The sequence below is a fragment of the Micromonospora yasonensis genome (assembly GCF_026013475.1).
Classification (GTDB): Bacteria; Actinomycetota; Actinomycetes; order Mycobacteriales; family Micromonosporaceae; genus Micromonospora; species Micromonospora yasonensis.
The window spans coordinates 24,548-48,767 of the sequence record NZ_JAPDPH010000029.1; the positions used below are offsets into that span (position 1 = coordinate 24,548).

At 72.4% G+C, this 24,220-nt stretch carries 19 protein-coding genes and 1 pseudogene; 11 read left to right on the forward strand and 9 right to left on the reverse strand.

Translation table 11 applies throughout. The features are described 5' to 3' along the window. Positions 1-72: 72 nt before the first annotated feature. Positions 73-3,267: a UvrD-helicase domain-containing protein gene (locus ONA70_RS09245; RefSeq protein WP_265005933.1), complete on the forward strand. Its 3,195-nt coding sequence runs from the start codon at positions 73-75 to the stop codon at positions 3,265-3,267. A gap of 97 nt (positions 3,268-3,364) precedes the next feature. Here ONA70_RS09245 and ONA70_RS09250 read toward each other — a convergent pair whose 3' ends face one another. Beyond that, positions 3,365-4,357 (reverse strand): EamA family transporter, encoded by a 993-nt coding sequence (locus ONA70_RS09250; RefSeq protein WP_265005934.1) that lies wholly within the window; start codon positions 4,355-4,357, stop codon positions 3,365-3,367. An 87-nt stretch (positions 4,358-4,444) separates the two neighbouring features. Here ONA70_RS09250 and ONA70_RS09255 point away from each other — a divergent pair, with 87 nt between their 5' ends. Next, a complete protein-coding gene (locus ONA70_RS09255; protein ID WP_265005935.1) occupies positions 4,445-5,149 on the forward strand; it encodes an LppU/SCO3897 family protein in 705 nt (234 codons plus the stop codon). Between the two features lie 138 nt (positions 5,150-5,287). Next, a complete protein-coding gene (locus ONA70_RS09260; RefSeq protein WP_265005936.1) occupies positions 5,288-6,523 on the forward strand; it encodes an ATP-binding protein in 1,236 nt (411 codons plus the stop codon). A 9-nt stretch (positions 6,524-6,532) separates the two neighbouring features. Here ONA70_RS09260 and ONA70_RS09265 read toward each other — a convergent pair whose 3' ends face one another. After that, complete coding sequence (locus tag ONA70_RS09265) at positions 6,533-7,078, reverse strand: GNAT family N-acetyltransferase (protein ID WP_265005937.1); 546 nt, start codon at positions 7,076-7,078, stop codon at positions 6,533-6,535. A 146-nt stretch (positions 7,079-7,224) separates the two neighbouring features. Between ONA70_RS09265 and ONA70_RS09270 the strand changes: the two genes are divergently transcribed. Together ONA70_RS09270 and ONA70_RS09275 are read left to right on the forward strand one after the other, a co-directional pair. After that, positions 7,225-7,770, forward strand: coding sequence for a DoxX family protein (locus ONA70_RS09270; protein ID WP_265005938.1), 546 nt, complete (start codon positions 7,225-7,227; stop codon positions 7,768-7,770). A 204-nt stretch (positions 7,771-7,974) separates the two neighbouring features. Further along, complete coding sequence (locus ONA70_RS09275; protein WP_265005939.1) at positions 7,975-9,411, forward strand: glycosyltransferase 87 family protein; 1,437 nt, start codon at positions 7,975-7,977, stop codon at positions 9,409-9,411. 35 nt (positions 9,412-9,446) lie between these two features. Here the strand turns inward: ONA70_RS09275 and ONA70_RS09280 are convergent, their stop codons facing one another. The 5 genes from ONA70_RS09280 to ONA70_RS09300 form a co-directional block, all read right to left on the reverse strand. Continuing rightward, positions 9,447-9,878 carry a molybdenum cofactor biosynthesis protein MoaE gene (locus ONA70_RS09280; protein WP_265005940.1) on the reverse strand — a complete coding sequence of 144 codons (432 nt, stop codon included), beginning with the start codon at positions 9,876-9,878 and terminating at the stop codon, positions 9,447-9,449. A 31-nt stretch (positions 9,879-9,909) separates the two neighbouring features. Further along, a complete protein-coding gene (locus ONA70_RS09285) occupies positions 9,910-11,169 on the reverse strand; it encodes a molybdopterin molybdotransferase MoeA (RefSeq protein ID WP_265005941.1) in 1,260 nt (419 codons plus the stop codon). A gap of 37 nt (positions 11,170-11,206) precedes the next feature. After that, on the reverse strand, positions 11,207-11,677 hold the full coding sequence (locus ONA70_RS09290; RefSeq protein ID WP_265005942.1) for a MogA/MoaB family molybdenum cofactor biosynthesis protein: 471 nt from the start codon (positions 11,675-11,677) through the stop codon (positions 11,207-11,209). After that, positions 11,674-12,165 (reverse strand): cyclic pyranopterin monophosphate synthase MoaC, encoded by a 492-nt coding sequence (gene moaC / locus ONA70_RS09295; protein ID WP_265005943.1) that lies wholly within the window; start codon positions 12,163-12,165, stop codon positions 11,674-11,676. The genes ONA70_RS09290 and moaC overlap by 4 nt, the downstream gene beginning before the upstream one ends. A gap of 237 nt (positions 12,166-12,402) precedes the next feature. Then, on the reverse strand, positions 12,403-15,429 hold the full coding sequence (locus ONA70_RS09300; RefSeq protein WP_265005944.1) for an AfsR/SARP family transcriptional regulator: 3,027 nt from the start codon (positions 15,427-15,429) through the stop codon (positions 12,403-12,405). Positions 15,430-15,989: 560 nt separating this feature from the next. Here ONA70_RS09300 and ONA70_RS09305 point away from each other — a divergent pair. The 5 genes from ONA70_RS09305 to ONA70_RS09325 all read left to right on the forward strand — a co-directional run bounded on the left by ONA70_RS09305 (position 15,990) and on the right by ONA70_RS09325 (position 21,558). After that, entirely contained in the window at positions 15,990-18,539 is a 2,550-nt protein-coding gene (locus ONA70_RS09305; RefSeq protein ID WP_265005945.1) for a putative bifunctional diguanylate cyclase/phosphodiesterase, read from the forward strand. 130 nt (positions 18,540-18,669) lie between these two features. Further along, positions 18,670-20,022, forward strand: coding sequence for a glycosyltransferase 87 family protein (locus ONA70_RS09310; protein WP_265005946.1), 1,353 nt, complete (start codon positions 18,670-18,672; stop codon positions 20,020-20,022). 4 nt (positions 20,023-20,026) lie between these two features. Further along, on the forward strand, positions 20,027-20,659 hold the full coding sequence (locus ONA70_RS09315; RefSeq protein ID WP_265005947.1) for a phosphoribosyltransferase: 633 nt from the start codon (positions 20,027-20,029) through the stop codon (positions 20,657-20,659). A 23-nt stretch (positions 20,660-20,682) separates the two neighbouring features. Continuing rightward, on the forward strand, positions 20,683-21,063 hold the full coding sequence (locus ONA70_RS09320) for a TFIIB-type zinc ribbon-containing protein (protein WP_265005948.1): 381 nt from the start codon (positions 20,683-20,685) through the stop codon (positions 21,061-21,063). Positions 21,064-21,066: 3 nt separating this feature from the next. Next, positions 21,067-21,558, forward strand: a complete 492-nt coding sequence (locus ONA70_RS09325) for a maleylpyruvate isomerase N-terminal domain-containing protein (RefSeq protein WP_265005949.1) — start codon at positions 21,067-21,069, stop codon at positions 21,556-21,558. 14 nt (positions 21,559-21,572) lie between these two features. Here the strand turns inward: ONA70_RS09325 and ONA70_RS09330 are convergent, their stop codons facing one another. Beyond that, the gene (locus ONA70_RS09330; protein WP_265005950.1) at positions 21,573-22,061 is read right to left on the reverse strand and encodes an SDR family oxidoreductase; all 489 of its coding nucleotides are present in this window, start codon (positions 22,059-22,061) and stop codon (positions 21,573-21,575) included. A gap of 70 nt (positions 22,062-22,131) precedes the next feature. After that, positions 22,132-23,535, reverse strand: a complete 1,404-nt coding sequence (gene dnaB, locus ONA70_RS09335) for a replicative DNA helicase (RefSeq protein WP_265005951.1) — start codon at positions 23,533-23,535, stop codon at positions 22,132-22,134. A 395-nt stretch (positions 23,536-23,930) separates the two neighbouring features. Between dnaB and ONA70_RS09340 the strand changes: the two are divergent. Further along, positions 23,931-24,220, forward strand: a pseudogene (locus ONA70_RS09340) (hypothetical protein); the annotation flags it as partial.

Sequence of the window (24,220 nt, forward strand, 5' to 3'; positions counted from 1 at the left end):
GCGGCGGATTGCTCAGGTCACGCGTACGCGTGGCGGCGGGCGGGCGGGGGACCGGGCGTGACAGGATGCGGCGTGCCTCCGTTCAGCGCCGCACCCCCCGGTGGCCTCCCGCCGTTCGTCGCGGATCTGCACATCCACTCGAAGTACTCGCGCGCGTGCAGCCGCGACCTGACCCTGCCGAACCTGGGCTGGTGGGCCCGGCGCAAGGGCATCGGCGTGCTCGGCACCGGCGACTTCACCCATCCCGCCTGGTACGACCACCTCCGCGAGACGCTGCACCCGGCCGAGCCCGGCCTGTACCGGCTCAGCCCCGACGCGGAGCGGGACATCGCCCGCCGCCTGCCGCCCCGGCTGGCGAGCGTGGCCGAGGCGGATCCGGTCCGGTTCATGCTCAGCGTGGAGATCTCCACGATCTACAAGCGGGACGACCGGACCCGGAAGGTGCATCACCTGATCTACCTGCCGGACCTGGACGCGGTGGCCCGGTTCAACGCCGCGCTGGGGCGGATCGGCAACCTCGGCTCGGACGGCCGGCCGATCCTCGGCCTGGACTCCCGGGACCTGCTGGAGATCACCCTGGAGGCCAGCCCGGACGGCTATCTGGTGCCGGCGCACATCTGGACGCCCTGGTTCTCGGCGCTCGGCTCGAAGTCCGGCTTCGACGCCATCGCCGACTGTTACGCCGACCTGGCCGAGCACATCTTCGCGGTGGAGACCGGGCTCTCCTCCGACCCGGAGATGAACTGGCGGGTCGGCAGCCTGGACCGCTACCAGTTGGTATCCAACTCGGACGCGCACTCGCCGCCCGCGCTGGCCCGCGAGGCCACGGTCCTCACCTCGGCCCGGGACTACTTCGCGATCCGGGAGGCGCTGCGCACCGGAACCGGGCTGGCCGGCACCATCGAATTCTTCCCGGAAGAGGGCAAGTACCACGCCGACGGCCACCGGCTCTGCGGGGTGAACTGGTCCCCGGAGCGGACGCGGGACGCCGGCGGGCGCTGCCCGGAGTGCGGCAAGCCGCTGACGGTGGGCGTACTGAGCCGGGTCGAGGAGCTGGCGGACCGACCCGAGGGGCACCGGCCGGCGCACGCCCGGGAGGTCACCCACCTGGTCCCGCTCGCCGAGATCCTCGGCGAGATCAACAAGGTGGGCGCCCGGTCGAAGAAGGTCGAGGGGAAACTCAACGAGCTGATTGCCGCGCTCGGCCCGGAGCTGGAGATCCTGACCAGCACCCCGCTGGACGAGATCGGCCGGGTCGGCGGGGAGTTGCTCGCCGAGGGGATCGGCCGGCTGCGGCGGGGCGAGGTGCACCGGATCCCCGGCTACGACGGCGAGTATGGCGTCATCACCCTCTTCGACCCGGCCGAGCTGGACGCCTCCGGTGGGGGCCGGACCGCCCAGGACACCCTCTTCGACGTACCCGTGCCAGCGCAGCGGAAGCCCGCGGAGCCGGCGCCGAGGCCACGGGCCAAGCGCCCGACGGCGGTGAAGGCCGAGCCGAAGCGGAAGCCCGCACCGCCACCCCGGCCGCCGATCGCGCCGGCGCCCTCCCCACACGAACCGTTCGAGCCGATGCTCGCCGGCATGGAGGAGGTCGGCACCGGCCTGCTGGACCGGCTGGACGCGATGCAGCGGGTGGCCGCCTCCGCGCCGGGCGGACCGCTGCTCATCGTGGCCGGTCCCGGCACCGGCAAGACCCGGACGTTGACCCACCGGATCGCGTACCTCTGCGCCGAGCTGAACGTCTTCCCGGAGCAGTGCCTGGCGATCACCTTCACCCGGCGGGCGGCCGAGGAGCTGCGGCACCGCCTCGACGGGCTGCTCGGCCCGGTGGCCGAGGACGTCACGGTCGGCACCTTCCACTCGCTGGGGCTGACCATCCTGCGGGAGAACGCCGAGGCGGCCGGCCTGCCGGCGGACTTCCGGATCGCCGACGACGCCGACCGGACGGCGGCCCGGACCGAGGCCGGTGACGATCCGGAGGCGTACACCGGGCTGCTGCGCAAGCGCGACCTGGTCGACCTGGACGAGCTGCTCACCCTGCCGGTGGCGCTGCTGAGGGCCGACAAGAAGCTGGTCCGCGAGTACCGCGAACGCTGGAAGTGGATCTTCGTCGACGAGTACCAGGACGTCGACGCGGTCCAGTACGAGCTGCTCCGGCTGCTCTCCCCCGCCGACGGCAACCTCTGCGCGATCGGCGACCCAGACCAGGCGATCTACTCGTTCCGGGGCGCCGACGTCGGCTACTTCCTGCGCTTCTCCCAGGACTTCACCGACGCCCGGCTGGTCCGGCTCAACCGCAACTACCGCTCCTCGGCCCCGATCCTGGCCGCCGCGGTGCAGGCGATCGCGCCGTCGTCGCTGGTGCGCGGCCGCCGGCTCGACCCGGCCCGGCTCGACCCGGAGGCGCCGCTGGTCGGCCGCTACGCCGCGGCCTCCGTCGCGGACGAGGCCGATTTCCTGGTACGCACCATCGACGACCTCGTCGGCGGCCTCTCCCACCGATCGCTGGACTCGGGCCGCATCGACGGCCGGTCGACCTCGCTGTCGTTCTCCGACATCGCTGTGCTCTACCGCACCGACTCGCAGGCCGCCCCCATCGTGGACGCCCTGGCCCGGGCGAACATCCCGGTGCAGAAGCGCTCGCACGACCGGCTCCGGGACCGTCCCGGGGTGACGGCCATCGCCCGCGAGCTGCGGCACGCCGGCCTCGACGGCTCGCTGGCCGGCCGCGTCCGGCTGGCCGGGCAGGTGCTGGCGGAGCGCTTCGCCGTGCCGACCCTCGACGGTTCCGGCTCGGTACGCCCCGAGGACGTCCGGGTGGCGGTGGACCTGCTCACCCCGCTCGCCCGCCGCTGCGGTGACGACGTGGAACTGTTCCTGTCCCAGCTGGCCACCGGGGCGGAGGTGGACGCCCTCGACCCGCGCGCCGAGGCGGTCACCCTGCTCACCCTGCACGCCGCGAAGGGCCTGGAGTTCCCGGTGGTGTTCCTGGTCGGGGCCGAGGACGGGCTGCTGCCGCTGCGCTGGCCCGGGTCGGAGCCGGACGACGACGCGGTGGCCGAGGAGCGGCGACTCTTCTTCGTCGGGCTCACCCGGGCCCAGGACCGGCTGTACGTCAGCCACGCCGCCCGGCGTACCCGGCACGGCGCGGAACGCGAGTGCCGGCCGTCGCCGTTCCTCGACGTGATCGACCAGGGGCTGTTCGAGCGGTTCGGCGAGCCGGAGGCCCGCCGTCCGAAGGACCGCCAGCTCCGGCTGATCTGACCCGGCCGAGCACGGAACCCGCCGGGGGGCGGGCTGACCCCGGTGCGAACCGGGCAACCTGTCACCAGCCCCCCCCGGGGGGACCCGCGCCGGAACGCTACCGGCGGGCCGCCTCGGCGGCTGCCCCGTCGACCGGCCGGCGCGGGCGCTCGGTGCTCACCACCACCGCCACCCCGGCGACGATGACCGCGCCGCCGAGCAGCACCTGGGCGGTGACCGGCTCGGCGGCGAGCAGTGCGCCGAGCGCCACGGCGACCGCCGGATTCACGTACGCGTAGGTCGAGACCAGGGAGATCGGCGCGTGGTGCAGCAGCCAGACGTACGCGGTGAAGGCGACCAGCGAGCCGGCCACCATCAGGTACGCCAGCGCGGCCCAGGAGCGGCCGGTCACCTCGGCGGGGGAGAAGCCGCGCAGCTCGCCCCGGCCGGCGGCGATCACGCCGAGCACCACCGCCCCGGCGACCATCTCGTAGACGGTGGCCACGAACGGGTCCGCCGGCATGCGAATGCGCCCGGAGAGGTAGGAGCCGACCGACCAGCAGGTGGCGCCGATGACCACGGTGAGCGCCCCGACCACCGGCACGGTCCCCGGCCCGCCGGTGGGCAGCACGAGCACGACGAGGCCGACGAAGCCGAGGGCCACACCGGCGAACGTCCAGATCCGGGGACGGTCGCCGCCGAGCGTACGCAGGAGCACGACCAGCAGCGGGACGGTGGCCACCAGCAGCGCGGCGATGCCGGAGGGCAGCGCCTTCCCGGCCGGGCCGGACTCGGCGAGCACCACCAGCCCGTTGCCACCGGCGAGCAGGAGCACGCCGATCAGGGCGGCGGATCCGAGCTGCCGCCGATCCACCCGAAGCGCCCCCGGTCCCCGGCGGAGGCGCAGCACCAGGGCGAGCACTCCGGCGGCGGCGGCGAACCGCATCGCCGCGGAGGTGAGCGGTGGCAGCGACTCGACGGCGACCCGGATGCCCAGGTACGTCGAGCCCCAGAGCAGGTACACGAGGATCAGCCCGGTCCAGATCAGCGCAGGCCGGGCGGAGGTGGCGGGGTGGGCGAGCGGTGTCGCACTCGCGGGTCGTGAGCTCATCGGTGGACCAGGCTACGGTGACCAGGGCGTCGCCGTCCCCCGTTGGTGGCCGGCCTCTCAGCACCGGCCTATCCAGGAGGTCCTGCCATGTCGAACCCCGGACCACCGGGCGCCGCACCGGACCCGTGGGACGGGCCGTCCGGGGAGGCCCACCCGCCCGCCGCCGCTGGCCGTGCCCCCGGGTACACCGGGCAGCCGGGCACCTGGGGACAGCCCAACACAGACCAGCGGTACGAGCCGCCCGCCCAGCGGTACGGGCAGCCGGCCGGCTGGGCGACCGGAGAGCCGGCTCACCCGGCGGATCCCGGCCCGGGCGACCCGCCGTACCCGGAGCCGCCTCGACCGAGGCGCGGCCGGGGTCCTCTGGTCGCGGCGCTGGCCGTGGTGCTGCTGCTCCTGCTCGGCGGCTTGGCCTTCTGGGTCTCCCGGCGGGAGGCGTCCGGCCCGGTGAGCGCGCCCGGTGGACCGACCACGGCGGCCGCCGACCCGACGGCGGAGGCGAGCGAACCGGCCGGCCCGGCAACCACGGCGGGCCCGGCGTCCACGACCGACCCGCGCTTCGTGAAGGCGGGTCAGTGCGTCCGCAACGACGGGGGCACGGCCCGGCCGAAGCTGGTGATCACCGAGTGCGACCCGAAGACGTACGAGGTGCTGAGCCGCATCGACGGTCCGACCACCGGCGAGCAGGACGCCGAGGCGAAGTGCGCCAAGGTGGTCGGCTACACCGACTGGTTCTTCTACAACAGCGACCTGGACACCCTCGACTTCGTGCTCTGCCTGAAGCGGCGCTGACGCGGCCGTAGCTAAAACTAGGGCTGTCTAGCCTGGACGCTAGACAGCCCTAGTTTTGTCTCGAAGGATTCGACACGCCGGTAGCCTCATCTACGGATATCTAGCCTCCCAGCTAGACGGCCCGATACTCTGCGATTCGTGGATCCGGTCCGCAACCCGTACGCCCCGGGCGCCGGCCAGCGCCCGCCCGAACTCGCCGGGCGGGGGCGCGAGCTGGACGTCTTCGACGTGGTGCTGGAGCGGATCGCCCGGGGCCGCCCCGAGCGCAGCCTGATGCTCACCGGCCTGCGCGGGGTCGGCAAGACGGTCCTGCTCAACACCCTCCGTTCGCAGGCGATCAACCACCTCTGGGGCACCGGCAAGATCGAGGCCCGGCCCGACCAGTCACTGCGCCGGCCGGTCGCGGCCGCACTGCACATGGCGGTCCGCGAACTGGCGCCCCGGCACCGCGCCCCCGACCGGATCGACGCCTTCCTCGGCGTGCTCAAGGCGTTCGCCCAGCGATCCGCCCCCACCGGCCGGGGCGGTGCCGCGCCGAAGCTGCGCGACCGCTGGCAGCCCGGCATCGACGTGCCGGCCAGCAGCGGCCGGGCCGACTCCGGAGACATCGAGATCGACCTGGTCGAGCTGCTCAGCGACGCGGCGGCGGTCGCCACCGACGTGGGCACCGGCATCGCGGTCTTCATCGACGAGATGCAGGACCTCGGCGCGGAGGACGTCTCCGCGCTCTGCGCCGCCTGTCACGAACTGTCCCAGCTCGGCGCGCCGCTGATCGTGGTGGGCGCGGGTCTGCCGCACCTGCCGGCGGTGCTCAGCGCCGCCAAGTCGTACTCCGAGCGGCTCTTCCGTTACCAGCGCATCGACCGCCTCGACCGGATCGCCGCCGACCAGGCGCTCTGCGCGCCGGCCGAGCGGGAGGAGGTCGAGTACGAGCAGAAGGCGCTCGACCTGCTCTACGAGAAGTCCGGTGGCTACCCCTACTTCGTCCAGGCGTACGGGAAGGCCACCTGGGACCATGCCCCGCGCTCGCCGATCACCGCCGCCGACGTGCGGGTGGCCGCGCCCGAGGCGGAGGCGGAGCTGGCGGTGGGCTTCTTCGGCTCCCGGTTCGAACGGGCCACCCCGGCCGAACGCGAGTACATGCGGGCGATGGCGACACTCTCCCTGGTGGAGGGGGAGGACACCGGCCGGGACGACATGGACGCGGCGGTGCCGACCGCGGAGATCGCCCGCGCGCTGGGCCGCAAGCCGGCCAGCCTCTCCCCGGCCCGGGACGCCCTGATCAAGAAGGGGCTGATCTACTCCGGCGAGCGGGGCACGGTGGCCTTCACCGTCCCGCACTTCGGCCGCTACCTGCGGACCCAGCCAGCCTGACCGGCGGCGTCACACCTTCGACCAGGGCGGCGGAAAGACCACCTCGCCGGGTGCCGGCGGGGCCTCGTCACCGGTGGACGGCGGCAGCACCAGCGCCTGCCACGGCTCCCCGAGCCCGGACCACGGGCTGGTCAGTCCCATCCGGTCCGCCCGGCCGAACCCGAAGCGCCGGTAGAACGCCGGGTCGCCGAGCACCACCACCAGCCGTTCCTCCAGTTCGGTCGCGGCGTCCAGGGCAGCCTGCACCACCGCGGTGCCGTGCCCGATGCGCTGCCGGTTCGGAGCGACCGCCACCGGGCCGAGCGCCAGGGCCGGGTACGAGCCAGGATCGGTACACACCCGGACCCGGGTCAGCAGCGCGTAGCCGACGACCTCGCCGCCGTACTCGGCGACCATGGCCAGCTCGGGGATCCAGGCGTCGCTGTGCCGGAGTTCCTCGACCAGGGCCACCTCGGGCGGCGTGGCCACGTCCGGGCGGGCGAAGGCAGCGGCCAGCACTCGGGCGACCGGCCCCTCGTCCGCCGGATCCTCGGGTCGGAGTCGCAGGGTCGTCACCCGCGCGACCTTACCGCGCCGGGCCGGTCCATCCGCGACGGTCGCTGAAATCGGCCGCCGAATCGTCCCGCGCGGACGTCCATGTCGGCCGATCCCTTTCGGGTGTTGCTCGGGTAGCGGCCCGCGCGACGGGGTATGACTGATCCATGAAGCCCGTGCGTACCCTCGCCCGTGTCATGTTGAGCGGCATCTTCGTGGTCAGCGGTGCCCGCAGTCTGCAGAACCCGGGTCGGCTGGTCCAGGCCGCCCAGCCGGTCACCGACCGGGTCGCCCCGTTGATCCAGAACCTGCACCCTCGGATCCCCACCGACACCGCGGCACTGATCCGGGCCAACGCGGCCACCCAGCTCGTCGGCGGGCTGATGCTGGCCACCGGGAAGTTCACCCGGCCCGCCGCGCTCGTCCTGGCCGGCACCCTGGTGCCGGTGACCGCCGCCGGCCATCCCTTCTGGAACAACGACGACCCGGCGGCGAGGAACAACAACCAGGTCCACTTCCTGAAGAACCTCGGGCTCTTCGGTGGCCTGCTCCTCGCGGCCGCCGACACCGAGGGTAAGCCCGGGCTGCGCTGGCGCGCCGGTCACCGCATCGATCACTCGCGTCGCTCGGTGCAGCGCGCGGTCCGGACCGCCCGCCGCGAGGCGAAGATCGCCGCGCGCTCGGCGGCCACCGCCCGCCGACTTCCGGGCTGACCTGCATCAATACGCCCACCACCCCCCGCAAGGCCATCAATCACCTGAACCGTCCGACACCCGTTAACGCGGTGGAAATGTCAAAAACACGTGTGGGATCGGACACGGTCGCATAACGCGGGAGGCAACAACGTGAGGCACCGTTCTAGGCTCCGTGCGGGACCTGGACGGGTAGGACGACTTTGGTACGGGGGTGGCACCGCCATGCCGGCGCTCGTCGGTAGACGGATGGACCGCCTCGCTCCAGTCCGTCGCGGTACGCGTGGGATCGATCGCAGGACAGTCGTACGGACCGGCATCGTGGCCGCAGTCGCTTACGCCGCTTGGCTCGCCATCGGCACCTTCGGGCGGCCGTACAACTTCTTCGACATGAAGATCTACCACGGTGCCGTGGTGTGGTGGGCGAGCGGCCATGAGCTGTACGACTTCATCGCCCCCTCGACGACCCTGGGCTTCACCTACCCGCCCTTCGCCGGGCTGGTCATGCTGCCGATGTCCTGGCTGCCGGTCCAGGCCGCCGGCTGGCTCAACGCGCTGGCCAGCATCGCCGCGCTCACCGTCGTGCTGGCCGCGCTGCTGCGCCCGATCGTCGACCGGCTCGGCTGGCCGCTCTGGTTCACCGTCGCCGTCGCCACGCCGATGGCGCTGGCCATCGAGCCGTCCCGGGAAACCCTCGGCTACGGCCAGGTCAACCTGCTGCTCTTCGCACTGATCATGGCGGACCTGGTCGGGCTGCGCTGGCGGGCCAAGCGGGGGACCCACCACGACCGCGCCGACTCCGCACCGGCCCGCTTCGTCTACAGCGGCACCTGGGCGGGGGTGGGCATCGGGCTGGCCACCGCGGTCAAGCTGACCCCGGCACTGTTCATCGCGTACCTGATGATCACCCGGCAGTGGCGGGCGGCGCTGACCGCCGTCGGCACCACCGTCGCGGTGACCCTCGGGACCTTCGCGTTGTGCGGGGAGGAGTCGCGGACGTACTTCAGCTCCGTGCTCTGGCAGACCGAGCGGGTCGGCGCGGCGGACATGACCGCCAACCAGTCCCTCGCCGGCCTGCTGGCCCGCCTCTACGACTCGATCGAGACGCCCGGCCTGCTCTGGCTGGCCTTCTCGGTGCTGATGCTGGCGCTCGGGCTGTCCCGCGCGGCCAGCGCCCGGGCCGACGGCGATGAGCTGACCGCGTTCACCCTGGTCGGGCTGACCGCCAACGTGATCAGCCCGATCTCCTGGTCACACCACCTCGTCTTCGTGATCCCGGCGATCATCGTGCTGGCCGACGCCGCGGTACGCCGCCGCGAGGCGAGCCGTGGGCTGTCGATCCGGATCGCCGGGACTCCGCCGGCCGGTGGGGTGCCACCGCTGCGCCCGCCGATCTGGTACCCGACCCTCACCGGGATGCGGCACGGGGTCGGCGCGCTCGCGCTCTACCTGCTCTTCCTGATCTCGCCCATCTGGCCGTACGAGCACCAACTGCCCGAGGTGTCGCACTACCGGGACGGCCTGTTCGGCGCCCTGATGGAGAACTCGCTGGCGATCACCCTGATCGTGCTGGTCGCGGCGCTGCCGTGGCGGCCCGGCGCCGAACCCGCCTTCTACCACGACCGGCTGGTCCGCACCGCCCAGCTCACCGCCCGTCGCTGACGGTGCGCCCCGCCCTGACCGGGCGGGCGGGCCGGTCAGGGGCAGTTCACCCACTCCTCCGTGCCGTCGGCGAAGACCTGCCGCTTCCAGATCGGCAGCCGCGCCTTCACCTCGTCGACGAGCCGGGCACAGGCCGCGAAGGCCGCCGCCCGGTGCGCGGTGCTGACGGCGGCGACCAGGGCCACGTCGCCGATCTCCAGCCGGCCGATCCGGTGCGACACGGCCACCGCGTACACCTGCGGGTCGGCGGCGATCTCGGCGGCGACCTCGCGGAGCACGGCCTCGGCGGTGGGGTGGCCCTCGTACTCGAGCAGGGTGACGCCGCGACCGTGGTCGTGGTCGCGGACGACGCCCTGGAACGAGACCACCGCGCCGGCCCGCCGGTCGGTGACCGCCGCCTCGTGCGCGGCCAGGTCGAGCGGCTGGTCGGTCACCGCGCCGACGGTGACCCCATCGACGAGGCTCACTGTTCCTCCTTCGTTCGCGACTGCGGGGCGCTCACCAGGCCCGCTCCCCGGGGGTCAACGGCAGCGGTACGACAGGCACTCGGGCCCCGACCTCGCCGGTGGTGCCTGGCCGGATGACCGCGAACCCGTCCGCCCCGGCCAATCCGCGCAGCATCGCCGAACCGACGTGCCGCAACGGGTGGGCGGTGCCGGCGGCCCGGTCCACCCGGACCAGCGCGAGGTGGGTGTAGTCGCCCCGGCCGGCGATCGGTTCGGCGAGGGTGGCCTGCGGCAGCACCGGCATCGGCCGGCCCGCCAGGCCGGCGAGCAGCGGCGCGACCAGCGAGACCAGCGCGACGATGGCGGACTGCGGATTGCCCGGCAGGCCGGCCACGAAGCGGACCCGACCGTCGTCGCCCACCAGCCGGGCCAGCAGCATCGGGAAGCCCGGCCGGACCGCGACGGTGTTGACCACGTAGTCCGCGCCGAGCGCCGCCAGCGTGGGATGTAGGTGGTCGACCGGGCCGTGCATGGTGCCGCCGGTGGTGCAGACCAGGTCGGCGTCGGCCAGCGCGCCGCGCAGGGCGGCCACGTGGGCGGAGAGGGTGTCGGCCACCGGGCCGACCACGTCGGCCGGACGCACCTGGCAGCCGTACCGGCGCAGCCAGGCCGGCACCGCCGGGCCGAGGGCGTCGCGGACCCGGCCGGCGCCGGGCGGGCCGGAGGTGAGCAGTTCGTCGCCGAAGACCAGCAACGCGGCGCGTGGCTGCCGGCGGACCCGCAGGGTGTCGTGGCCGCAGGAGGCGGCCAGGCCGATCACCGCCGGGTCGACCGCGGTGCCCACCGGCAGCAGCTCCTCCCCGGCGTACGCCTCGTCGCCCGGCTCCCGCCACTCCGGCTGCGGGCGCGGCGTGCCGGCCACACGACCATCGGGGGTACGGCTGGACTCCTCGATCCGCAGGATCGCGGTGGTGCCCTCGGGGACCATCGCGCCGGTGGCGATCTCGGCGGTGGTGCCGTCGGCGGTCAGCGGGGACGGGGTGTGCCCGGCGAGCACCCGGCCCACCACCTGCCACGGGCCGTCCCCGCGCACCGCCCAGCCGTCGACGCTGGAGGTGGGGAAGGCCGGCAGGTCGGTACGCGTGGTGAGCGGTTCGGCGAGGGTGTGCCCGTCGACGTCGGCCAGTGGCCGGTCGACGGCGGGGAGCGCGGCGGCGAGGCCGACCGCGTACACCCGGGAGCGGGCCTCCGCCCATTCGGCCGGCGGCGGCGCGGCGACCTGCGCCGCGGCGGCTGCGGTTTCCGTGCTCATCCGGCGAGCCTATCGCCGACCTGCGGCTCGTGCGTGGTCAGTGGTCACCGCCCCGGAGCTGGTCGACCGCGTGGGTCAGGATCGGCCCGAGCACGGCCAGCCCGTCCTTCGCCCCGCCCCGCGAGCCGGGCAGGTTGACCACCAGCATCCGGCCGACCACGCCGGCCAGCCCCCGGGACAGGGCAGCAGCGGGAATCTTGTCCCGGCTGTGCGCCCGGATCGCCTCGGCGATGCCGGGGATCTCGTAGTCGAGCAGGGCGCGGGTCACGTCGGGCGTCCGGTCGGTCGGGGTGATGCCGGTGCCGCCGCTGGTGAGCACCACGTCGACACCCTCGTCGCGAGCCGCCCGCAACGCGGCACCGACCGGCTCGCCGTCGGGCACCACGACCGGCTCGCCGACCTCGCAGCCCAGCTCGCGCAGGCCGGCCACGAGGAGGGGACCGCTGGTGTCCGCGTACACCCCGGCCGCGGCCCGGTTGGACGCGACGATCACCCGGGCACGGATCACGGCCGGTCCTCCGGTCGCACCCACTCGCCGGTCTTGCCGCCCTCCTTGCGGAGCACACGTACCGCGTCGACGGAGGCGGCCGGGTCAACGGCCTTGACCATGTCGACCAGGGCGAGGCCGGCCACGGCCACCGCGGTGAGCGCCTCCATCTCGACGCCCGTCCGGTCGGCGGTCCGCGCGGTCGCGATGATCTCGACGGTGTCGGTGGTGAGCCGCAGGTCGACGGTCACGCCGTGCAGGGCGATCGGGTGGCAGAGCGGGATCAGATCGGGCGTGCGCTTGGCCCCCATGATCCCGGCGAGCCGGCCGACGGCGAGCGCGTCGCCCTTGGGCAGGCCGTCGCGGCGCAGCAGCTCCACCACCTCGGCCGTGGTGCGGAGCCGGCCGGCGGCGACCGCGAGCCGGCCGGAGACCGGCTTGGCGGAAACATCGACCATCCGGGCCGCCCCGGCCTGGTCGACGTGGGTGAGCTGCGCGGGTTCGGTCACGGCGCGAGCCTATCCCTCGGGTACGACCAGACGACGGACGCCGGTGGGGAGGAGCGCCGCCGACGGTGCCGATCGGGCGCTCCTCCCGCACCTACCCGCCGGCAGGTCGCTGGGGGGAACTCGCCGGCGGGCGTCTCGTCGACTCGGCCCTCTCCCGTGCAGGGCCTCCCCCGATCGCCGACCGTGCGGGACGGTAGCGGACGCCGCGATAAGAAATCGATAAGAAGAGTCGCCTGGTCAGCCCACGGTCTCGGCGAGGCTCCGGCGCACCTCGTGCCGCTCGGGGACACCCATCCGTTCGAAGATCGCCAGCGCCCGGTGCCAGTACCTCCGCGCCTCCGCCGGATCGCTCTCGACCAGGTGTTGGGCGAGCCCGTGGAGCGCCCGCCCCTGTTCAAACGGGTGAGAGATGCGGGTGGCGACGTGCAGTGCTGCCCGGTAGGTTGCCGCCGATTCCTCGTGCCGCCCCACGGCCCGGAGGGTCTGCGCCAACTCGTTGCGCGCCTCCGCCTGCACGTGACGTTCGCCAGCGTTGGCTGCGGCTTCGAGGGCCGCCCGGTGATGGGTCAGGGCTTCCTCGTACCGACCGAGCTGTCGGTAGGTCCCGGCCAGGTCGCTGAGGGTTTCGGCCCGGGCGTACCCGTGGCCGATGCGGTCTCGAAGTGCCAGGGAGGCACGGAGCAGCCGCTCTGCCTGTGCACACTCCCCCGTGCGATAACGCACACCGCCGAGGTGGCCGAGTGCGTTCGACATGTGGAAGTAATCCGGCTTGAGGCGGGCGACGAAAAGATGCAGGCGATGAACGGCCATGGCCTCCTCGTACCTGCCAAGGAACCGCAGGGTGAGCCCGAGGTTGGGCAGGATCGGAAGACTGTCCAAGGCGCCCGCTCGCAGTGCCGACTGGTTGATCTCGAGCGACTCCTGGAGGCGGCCGGTGAGCCAGTAGAGGACGCCGAGGTTCACCCGTGCCCGGTCCGAACCTTCGGCGTCGCCGAGAGCCGCGCGGATCGACACGACTTCATTCAAATGCGCCAACGCCTCCTGGTAGAACCCGGTGCGCACACAGGCCGAGGCGAGGTAGTTGTGCATGACGGCGACCGCGTGGCGATCGCCCGACCGGAGCGCGGCGGTCAACCCTTCCCGATGGGTCGCGGAGATGTCGTCGAAGTAGCTGCGCAGGTAGAAGAAGCGCCAGGCGGCGCGGGCCAGTCGCCACGCCAACTCCTCATGCCCCTGTCGCGTCGCCTGCCGCACGAGGGCGTTCAGGTTGAGTCGTTGTTTCTCCAACCACTCCAAGTCGCCGGGCTGTCGGACCACGAGAAGATCCGGTCGACGCGGGGCCGCCAGCCGGAGGTGCTGACCGACCAGGCGCGGTTCCTCGATCGACGCACAGATCCTCACGACAGAATTCAGGAGGTGGTCCAGCAGGCCGTCGACGGCTGCGGACCGGGCGGCCGGGGAGTCCGTCTGCATTCCCAACTCGGACGCGTACTGCCACATCAGGTCGTGGACGCGGTAGCGTCCTTCGGTCAACTCCTCGACCAGGTGGCGGTCGACGAGTTCGTCCACCACGTCGGTCGCCTCGTCGAACGAGAGGCCGGTGAGCGCCGCGATCATGGCAGGGTCGAGATGATTGCCGGTGACCAGCCCGAACGCCCGGAACACCTGCTTGGCCCGATCGCCCAACGGCTCGTACGACTCGGCGAAAGCCTCGACGATGGTCCGGGCCTCGGCCCGCAACTGCGGAAGGAAGGCCGGCTTCCGGGCCAGCCGGCGGACCATGTCGGACATGCTCCAGGCGGGCCGGTGCGCGAGTCGGGTACCAGCCAGCCTGATGGCGAGCGGTAGCCGGCCACAGAGACGTACCACCTCCGCCGCATTCTCGACGTCAGCTCTTACTCGTTGCTCACCTGCCAACGCTGTGAGCAGGCTCAGCCCTTCCTGCTCCGAGAGCACGGAGAGGGAGACCGGAGGCTGCGTGGTGAGCGCCAGGAGGCGACGTCGACTGGTCACGAAGACGACCGGTTCGCCGGACGTCGGCAGCAGCGGGTCGACCTGGGCGCTGTCCGCGGCGTTATCGAGCACCACGACAACTCGGCGGAGTGCCAGTTCCCTCCGCCACATCTCCATCCGCTCGGTCAGATCCCCCGGAATCCGACTGGCTGGCACGCCCAGCTGGCGAAGCAGGGTGACGAGCGCCGCAGCCGGCTGAATCGGGCCGCCGTCCGAGTGTCCCTGGAGATCGATGAACAACTGTCCGTCGGGGTAGCGGTCGGCGAGGCGCGCGGCGAAATGGACGGCCAGGGTGGTCTTACCGCATCCCGCCATGCCGTCGATCACGCGGATCACCGGGCTTCCCGTCTCGCCGGCGGTGATGTCGTGGAGCACCTGCCCAACGATCTCCCGCCTACCGACGAAGTCCGGCACCACGCGCGGCAACCAACTGATCGCCGGCCCGGCTTCCCCGGGCGGGAAGGGCGGGGCGGCCTGCGACCGGCTGGGCGGGAACGTCTTCCGACTCGACCGGGCATGCAGCGCCGATCCACGCAGCTGCTCCAGCTCGGTTCCGGGCGGCACGCCCAACTGATCAGCGAGCGCATCACGAGTGATCTGGTAGACGGTGAGGGCACCGCTGAGATCGTCGACCTGAATGAGGGCCCGCATGAGCAGCGCCTGGGCGGGCTCCCGTACGGGTTGCTGCGATGCGTGAGCGCGGAGTAGGGGAAGAGCGAGGTCGGCCTGGCCGGCCCTCAGGTACAGGTCGGCCAGGAACTCCACCGCCGACTGCCGCTCGCGATCCGCCACGTCGCGATGCACCAGCAGCGATGGCCCCAACGGAAGCCCGGCGAGCAGTGAGCCCTGCCAGTCCTCGATCACCTGGCTGAGGAGATCTGCCGCCTGCATCGGATCACCGGCCTCAGCCAGCTCGCGAGCACGGCGCCATTGCGCCGAGAGGCGGATCACGTCGACTCGGCTCTCGTCCATCCGGAGGCGATAGCCACCCGGTTCCCGGACGACGGCGGCGTAGCCTCCCGGGGCACGTTCCAGGCTCCGCCGCAAGGTTGCTGCATAGGTACGGACGTTCGGAATGGCCGAGGGCGGGGGACAGTTGGGCCACAACTCGTCGACCAACTGGTCCACCGTGACCAACCGACCGGCCCTCAGTGCGAGCATTGCGAGTACAAGCTGCTGCTTCGGTGTGCCGAGAGGCAGATCCCTTGCCTCAAGCGATACTGCAAGGCCACCCACGACTCGAATTTCCACGAGGGTCGACTCCGGTTCAATGAGCGGCGATCGATCGCACCAGAAGATTACCCATAATTCTCAAAGGCCGGTGACCTGGCGGCATGGATCGGAGTCGTCAGGGGCGCGCCTAGGTCTCCTCCATACCGTTGCTGAGGGCCAACCAAAGCGACGGTTGAAAAGGGTGCCGGCTCTGGCGAGGCTAGCAACAGATGCAACTTCCATTGAACCAGTGACTGCATTCGGCAACGACTCGGGTACGAACAGGATAGGGCCGGCTCCGCTCCGCATAACCTCGATGAACAGAACGTCATATATCGCTACAGTGTTGCCTAATGTTGCGCATACCGACATTTATATCTTTTGTCTGGGCATATCTTGCTTCTAAGCTGCCTTTCAAGCGGTTACGAGAACGCCTTGAATGTTTTGCAAGACAGCCGGGAAGGAGTCGGATGATGCGCGGCAGCGAGTGGCAGTGAACGCGGAGACTTCACCAGGCAAATTTGGCGAGGTAGGCTGCCGGCATCGCAGGTGCTGGTTGACGCTGGTGCAGACGTCAGCCGTTCAGCCCATGGAGCTGGATGAGCCGAACCGACGGACGACATGACGCTGGGACCGATCGGCGCCTCGTGGCGCTCGTCGGTCTCACTGTCGTCCTCGCGTCGGCAGTGGCCACCGTCGCAGCGGTCTCCCTGGCACGGCACCCACCTAGCTCCGTTCGCGACGTCGGGACGTTCGTCACGCTGATCTTTATGATCACGGTCGGTGGCATCGTCAAGACCTCCGTCCGGATCCGGTCGACGAACCTCGCCATCGCATGGGTCGAGACCGCCATCGTCATCGGCGTCGCGATTGCGCCAGGCTCGTGGGTCATTCTCAGCACCGCCGCAGCCGTTGCCATCGTCTACGTGATGCTGCGGCTACCAGTCATCAAGACGGTCTTCAGCATCGGCAAGAACGTGCTGATCGCCGGAGCCATGGTCGCGGTCGCCCGGTCCCTCGACTGGCCCTCCCCGTCGGTCAGAACCCTCATCGGCACCCTAGGAATCGTCTACCTCGTCGCAGCGTTGCTCGACGATCTGCTTGCCATGCCGGTGATTGCACTCGCCTCGGGAACGCCGATCTCCCGGCAGTTCCGCACCAACCTCGACCTGCGGATCGCAGGCTTCGCGGTCCGGTTCGTCGTGGCAGCCTGCACCGTACTCATCCTCCGAGCTGACCCACGGCTTCTACTCGCCGTGCCACCGCTGGTGCTCAGCCTGCACCTGGCCTACTCCACCCGGTTTCGCACCCGCACCGAGCAGCAGGCCTGGCAGCGGCTCGCCCGGACCACCGACGCCCTCAACGTCGTCGACCTCGACCAGGTGCTCACCACCGCCGTCACCCAGGCCGCCGAGCTCTTCTCCGCCGACGAGGTCGAGATCGAGCTGCGCGACGGCCCGCGCACGGTCCGCGGTGGTACCGGCGGCATCGCCTACGACGGAGAGGCCCCGAAGCCCAGCGCGGTGACCGGCACGATCGTCCCGGTCGCGCTGGAGGGACACGAACGAACCGTCGACCTCGGCGTGCTGCGGCTGCGCTTCGCCGGCCCGGTGCAGCTCTCCGAGCGGGAGCAGTACACCCTGCGTACCTTCGCCTCGGCGCTGTGCACCGCGGTCCGCAACGCGCAGGCGTACGCCGAGCTGGCCCGGATCGCCGAGGAGCACGCGTACGCGGCCACCCACGACGCGCTGACCGGGCTCTCCAACCGCCGGCATCTGCTCGACGAGGGCACCGAGCAGCTCACCAACCGGCACGCCGACGGGGTCACCGCGCTGGTGCTGATCGACCTCAACCACTTCAAGGAGGTCAACGACACCCTCGGGCACGGCGCCGGCGACCAGGTGCTGACGCAGGTCGCCGACCGGTTGCGGGCGGCGGCCAACCCCGGTGACCTGGTGGCCCGGCTCGGCGGCGACGAGTTCGCCGTCCTGCTGCGCGGCCTGCCCGCCCCGGCGGTCGCGGCGCACCGCGCCGAGTCACTCCTCGGCGCGCTGCACGAGCCGCTCGAACTCGACGGTATGCGGATCAGCGTGGAGGCCAGCGGCGGGATCGCCGTCGCGCCGGCCAGCGGCGGGATGCCCGAGCTGCTCCGCCGCGCCGACGTGGCGATGTACCAGGCCAAGCGGGCCGGCCAGCGGATCTCCACGTACGCTCCGACCCGCGACACCGCCGACCTGGGCCGGCTCACCCTGGGCGGCGAGTTGCCCCGCGCGGTGGCCGACCACGAGTTCACCGTCACCTTCCAGCCGATCGTCGACCTGGCCAGCGGCGCGGCCATTGGCGCGGAGGCGCTGGCCCGCTGGCACCACCCGACCCACGGCATGATCGATCCGCTGCGGTTCCTGGAGGCGGTGGAACGCTCGGGGCTGCTGCCCGCGTTCGCGGAGACGATCCTCGATCAGGCGCTGATCGCGGCCAGCACCTGGCGGGCGGCCGGGTTCGACCTGCCGGTGTCGGTGAACGTGTCGCCGCGCAGCCTGCTCGACCCCCGCTTCCCCGGGGCGGTGCTGGCCCGGCTGCGGGCGCACGACCTGCCGCCCGACCGGCTGGTGCTGGAACTGACCGAGACCCTCACGCTCAGCCAGCTCGACGTGGTCGACCAGGTCCTCAGTCGGCTCCGCGACTCCGGCGTACGACTGGCCCTGGACGACTTCGGCACCGGCTACTCCTCGCTCTCCCTGCTCTCGCGCATCCCCGTGCACGAGCTGAAGATCGACCGCAGCTTCGTCGCCGCCATGGACGGCGCGCCCGAGGCCGCCGCGGTGATCCGCTCGACGCTGGACCTGGGCCGCAGCCTCGACCTGACCGTGGTCGCCGAAGGTGTGGAGAACGAACCGCAGCGGCGGGCGCTCTGGGAGCTGGGCTGCGTCGCCGGGCAGGGTCATCTCTTCGCCCGGCCGCTGCCGGTGGGCGCGCTGCTCGCCGCCCTCCAGCGGGGTGCGGGCGGGCGACCGGGCAGCCTCGCCGCGCCGCTGCACGACGAGGCCGCCGTGATCCGCCTGCCCGGCCGCCGCACCGGCGGGCGCGGTCGCGCCGCGACGCCGACCTCCGGCGCCGGCCAGACCGCTGACGAGCCCCGCCGCCGCTGAACCGGCCGCCACCGCCGGAATCGCCGCGCACGGAACCTCTCCAGGATGGCCGGCCAACGCCCGGTCGAGTCGCGAGCGGGGGAGCGAGCGCCGCGCTGCCGGTCGGACGGCGTCTGCCAGACTGGCCGGCGTGACCGCCGACCCCGACCGGCCCGCCCCCGCCACCCGCCGCTGGCAGGCCGTGGATTCCGCCGCCGGCGGCCTCGCCCTCGACCTGGGCCTCTACGCCGTGTCGGCGGTCTTCGCCGCAGTGACCGCCGGCACCTCCACCTTGACCCCGCACCGCGCCTGGGGTGCCATCGCCGCCGTCGGCTACCTGCTGGCGGCGCTCCTGGTGACCGGCCAACTCCTCGCCCGGCGCGGCCACCTCGGTCCGGCCCTGGCCGGGCTGCCCGCCCGGTGGGCGGTCGCCGGGCTCGCCTGGGCCGCCACCGCGCTGCTGCCGATCGTGACGCAGAGCGCCCAGCGGGCGGCGGGGCGTACCGACCGGGCGCAGGAGGAAGTGGTGGTGGTCGAGCACGCCGGTGCTCGGCTCGTCGAACACGGCACCCCCTACCTGGGCCATGACGCGATCGCCGCGCTCCCGCCGGCCGAACAACTGCTCGGTTACACGCCGTACCAGCCGGGGATGGCGCTGTTCGGGCTGCCCCGGGCCGCCGCCGACGCCTGGTGGACCGACGCCCGGGTCTGGTTCGCCCTGGTCACCGCGCTGGTGCTGGCCGCCGCGGTGGCGGCCCTGCGCGCCGCGCCCGCCCCCGACGCACCCCGCCGGGACGCCGCCGTGCTGCGCGGCGTGCAGGCGGCCACCGTCCTGCCGATCTGCGCGCTCACCCTGGCCACCGGCGGCGACGATCTGCCCGTACTCGCGCTCTGCCTGCTCGGGCTGGCCCTCGCTGCCGCTGGTCGGCCCGGTCGGGCCGGCCTGGCCGTCGGGGTGGCCGGCGCGCTGAAGCTCTTCGCCTGGCCGGTGGCGCTCGTGCTGATCTGCTGGGCGGTCACCCGCCGGGCCGGCCTGCGTACCGCTCTCGGCGCCGTCGGCCTGCCGGTGCTCGCCCTGCTCCCCGTCCTGCTGGTCGACCGGGACGCCCTGGTCGAGAACGTGCTGCGCTTCCCGCTCGGGCACGGGCTGGTGACCAGCCCCGCCCAGTCCCCGTTCCCCGGTCACCTGATCGCCGCCGCGCTGCCCGCCGGCCGGGTCATCGCCGCCGCGCTGCTGGTCGCGGTGGGCGTGGCGATCGCCGTCCGGCTGCTGCGCCGCCCGCCGCGCACCGCCGCCGCCACCGCACTGATCTGCGGGTACGGGCTGCTCGCGGCGATCCTGCTGATGCCCTCGACCCGGTTCGGTTACCTGCTCTACCCGGTCGCCCTGCTGGTGCTGGCCCCCGCGCTGGCGCTCGCCGAAAACCCGCGCCCGCCGGCCGGTGCCGGCCCGACCGGCTTCCGGAACTCCCGGACGCGGCCCGCCGGCAGGGCGTACACCTGAGGACATGACCACCTACCGCGATCGGGCCGAGGCGGGCCAGCGGCTCGCCGACCACCTCACCGAACTCACCGGACGGCCGGACGCCATCGTTCTCGGCCTGGTCCGCGGCGGCGTGGAGGTCGCCCGGGTGATCGCCGAACGGCTCGGCGTGCCCATGGACGTGCTCGTGGTCCGCAAGCTCGGCGTGCCGTACGCACCCGAGGTGGCGTACGGGGCGCTCGGCCCCGGCGGGGTGCAGGTGCTCAACGCGATGGTCGCCGACCGGCTCAGTGACGCCGACAAGACCCAGGTACGGCAGCGGGAGCAGGCCGAACTGGACCGCCGCGAGAGCCTCTACCGGGCCGGCCGCCCGCCGCTCGACCTCACCGGGCGGGCCGCGGTCATCGTCGACGACGGGCTGGCCACCGGTGCCACCGCCCGGGCCGCCGTGCAGGTCGCCCGCCACCTGGGCGCGGCCCGGGTCATCGTGGCCGTGCCGGTCGGCTCCCGGGAGGCGTACGAGATGCTCGCCGCCGAGGCCGACCAGGTGGTCATCCTGGAGACCCCGCCCGACTTCATGGCGGTCGGCGCGTACTACGAGGACTTCCACGAGGTCTCCGACAACGAGGTGACGGAAACGCTCAAGGCCACCGCGTGAGTCCACCGGGTACCGTCGGTGCCATGCAGCTCACCTGCCCGAAGTGTCACGGAGACATGCGCCAGTACGAGCGCAGCGGAGTCATCATCGACCAGTGCGGCGAGTGCCGCGGCATTTTCCTCGACCGCGGCGAACTCGAGAAGCTGTTCGAGGCCGAGGCGAACTGGAACCAGCAGCACGCCGGCCCGCCGCAGGGGGCCCAGGCGGCCGGCGGCTACACCCCGCCACCGCCACCGCCCGCCGCCCCGCACCAGCCCGGGTACGGCACCGTTCCGCCGCCCCCTCCGCCGCCGCCCGGCCACGGCTACGCCCAGCCCGCCTACGGGCACGGCCAGCACTACGGCTACCACGGTCACTACCGACGGAAGAAGCACCACGGCTTCCTCGGCGAACTCTTCGACTGACCGGTGCGGCGGGCCGGGCCGACCACCGGCCCGGCCCGCCCACCGTGGTGCCCGCCCGGCACCGCCGTGGCAGGCTGCACCCACGACCGAGATCCGGCAGCACGAGGGGCGTACGACGGCATCACCGCCGTGGTCAGCGGGCTGGACGACGCCGACCTGCAACGACCGACCCGCTGCCGCGGCTGGCTCGTCGCCGACCTCCTCTTCCACGTCCTCTGCGACGCCCAGCGGGCCCTGGTCGCGCTGGCCAGCCCGGCCGAGGGCCCGGCCGACGTGGACGACGTCAGCTACTGGCGGGCCTTCGCCGGCGGCAGCAGCGACGCCACCCGCGTCGCGGTGGCCACCATGGACGGTCTGCTCAGCGACGACGCCGTCCGACCGGCCGGCTGGAACGACCCGGAATACCTGCTCAAGGCCACCGGCCGGCTGCCGCTCAGCGACCGCGACCGGCGCGACCTGGGCGAGGCTGCCGGCTGGTTCCCGCTGCTCGGCTGACTCCTGCTGCCCGGTCAGTCCGGTACCGCACCGCCGCTGACATTGGCCACCGTGCCGGTCATTCCGCTCGCCCGGTCCGATGCCAGGAACGCCGCCACCTCGGCCACCTCCGCCACCGTCAACGCCCGGCCCAGCGGGCTCCCCGCCGACACCAGCTCCAGCAACCGGTCGGGGTACGGCTGCAACCACGGCACCGCCACGAGCGGCGGCACCCCGGCCGACCCGGCCGGCCGGCGGGACTGCCGCTCCAGGTGGTCGAGGCAGGCGTTGGTGGCGATCCGGTAGAGCCAGGCCCGGAGGGAGGCCCGCCCCTGCCAGGTCTCCCGCCGTCGCCAGGCCCGCAGGAACGTCTCCTGCACCAGGTCCTCCGACTCGTCGTACGAGCCGAGCATCCGGTAGCAGTGCACCCGCAGCTCACCGCGGTGCCGCTCGGTCACCCGGGCGAAGGCGACCTCGTCGCCCGCCGCCACGGCCTCGTCCTCGGTGCGTCCCGTCGCCCGCATCGGATCACCCTCCGTCTCGTCGTCCTCCTTGAGACGGCTTCCGGTCCGGAAAGTCATCGCCCGACACGGGTCAGACGATGGCCATGTCGACGAAGCGGGACAGGTGCAGCTGGGCGGCCACGGTCACGGTGTCGGTCGGACCGTTCCGGTGTTTTGCCACGATGAAGTCCGCCTCTCCGGCACGCGGCGACTCCTTGTCGTAGTAGTCGTCGCGATGGAGAAGGATGACAACGTCGGCATCTTGCTCAATCGAGCCAGATTCCCGCAGGTCGGACAGCTGCGGGCGCTTGTCGGTGCGTTGCTCGGGACCGCGGTTCAGCTGGCTCACCGCGATCACCGGGCACTCGACCTCCTTGGCCAGCAGCTTGAGGCCACGGGACAGGTCGGCGACCTCCTGCTGCCGGCTCTCGGTGCGCTTCGGTGAGGTCATCAGCTGGAGATAGTCGACCACGATCAGCTTGAGGTCGTGCTTCTGCTTGAGCCGCCGCGCCTTGGACCGGATCTCCATCAGGTTCATGCTCGGCGTGTCGTCGACGAAGAGTGGCGCCTCGCTAATCTCGCCCATGCAGCGGGCCAGCTTGGTCCAGTCGTCGTCGGAGAGCTGGCCGCTGCGCAGCACATGCAGCGGCACGCGGGCCTCGGCCGAGAGGAGTCGCATGACGATCTCGACCTTGCTCATTTCCAGCGAGAAGATCGCCGACGCATGGTTGTAGCGAATCGACGCATTTCGGGCAAAGTCCATAGATGCGGTCGATTTTCCCAGACCAGGCCTGCCTGCCACGATGATGAGTTGGCCCGGGTGCAGGCCGTTCAGCAGCCGGTCGAGGTCGCTGAAGCCGGTCGGCACGCCGGTCATCACGCCGCCCTGGGCGCCCACGGCCTCGATCTCGTCCAGCGTCGGCTGGAGCATGTCGGCCAGCACGGCGAAGTCCTCGCTGACCCGCTTCTCGGTGACCTCGTAGACGGCCTGCTGGGCCAGGTCGACCACGTCGTCGACGTCCCGGCTGCCGCCCTGGCCGGTGCCGTACCCGAGCTGGACGATCTTCGTGCCGGCCTCGACCAGCCGGCGCAGCACCGCACGCTCGCCGACGATGCGCGCGTAGTAGGCGGCGTTGGCGGCGGTGGGCACGCTGGCGATCAGCGTATGCAGGTACGGTGCGCCACCGATCCGGGCCAGGTCGCCGGAGTCGGCCAGGGCCGCCGCGACGGTGATCGGGTCGGCGGGCTCGCCTCGGCCGTAGATGTCGAGGATCGCGTCGAAGACGGTGGCGTGCACCGGGCGGTAGAAGTCGTTGGACTTCAGGATCTCGACGACGTCGGCGATGGCGTCCTTGGAGAGCAGCATGCCGCCGAGGACGCACTGCTCGGCGGCCACGTCCTGGGGCGGGGTCTTCTCGAACGGCGCGTCCCGCTGCGGCGGTGCGGACGACGGCCCCCCGGTCCGCTCCGTCCGCTGGTCGTCGGTGACCGACACGGGTCCCCCCTCGCTGCGTCGGATCGAATCCAGCTCTACCGCCGGGGTGTGACAGGTTTCGGCGGCCCTCCGGTCGATCGGGGGCCACCGCCCGGACGGTCGGAGGGACCACGATACGGAACCCGAGCTCAGGCCCTCAACAATGCCGGTGGACGAGCCTCGGGACAACCTGTGGACGCCGGGGGCCGGGCATGTGTGCAGGGTGTGCACAAGGTGTGGAAAACTGCTGGGCAGTTCTGTCCACAAGCACCCTGAGCTGCTGCTTCGCAATCCCCACCCTGTGGACGACAGATTTCGGGTGAAGCCTCTGGGCTGTTCGTCCCGTACTATCTCTGCGAACGGCTACACCTGGACAGCGGATTGCACTTTCGGTTGAGAAGGGTCACGCTCCGGCCGTGAGTTACCGGGACTGGGGAAGCGGGGAGGGCAGCCCGCGCGAGCGCCAGCCGATCGCCCCGTGGGACGACCCCGGCGAGCCGTTCCCCGCAGACCGGTACGCATCCGACCGTCACGGCACCCCGAGCCGCCGCCGCGCGATCGAGCGCGGCCAGGACGAGCCGGTCTACGCCTATCTTCCCCGCTGGGCGCTGGAGTCCGGGGTGCGCCGGGCGGACGGCGGCGGGCGGCACGCCGCCCCGGACGACGATGACGCCGTCGAGTCGCCGTACTCAGATGGTGGCTGGCA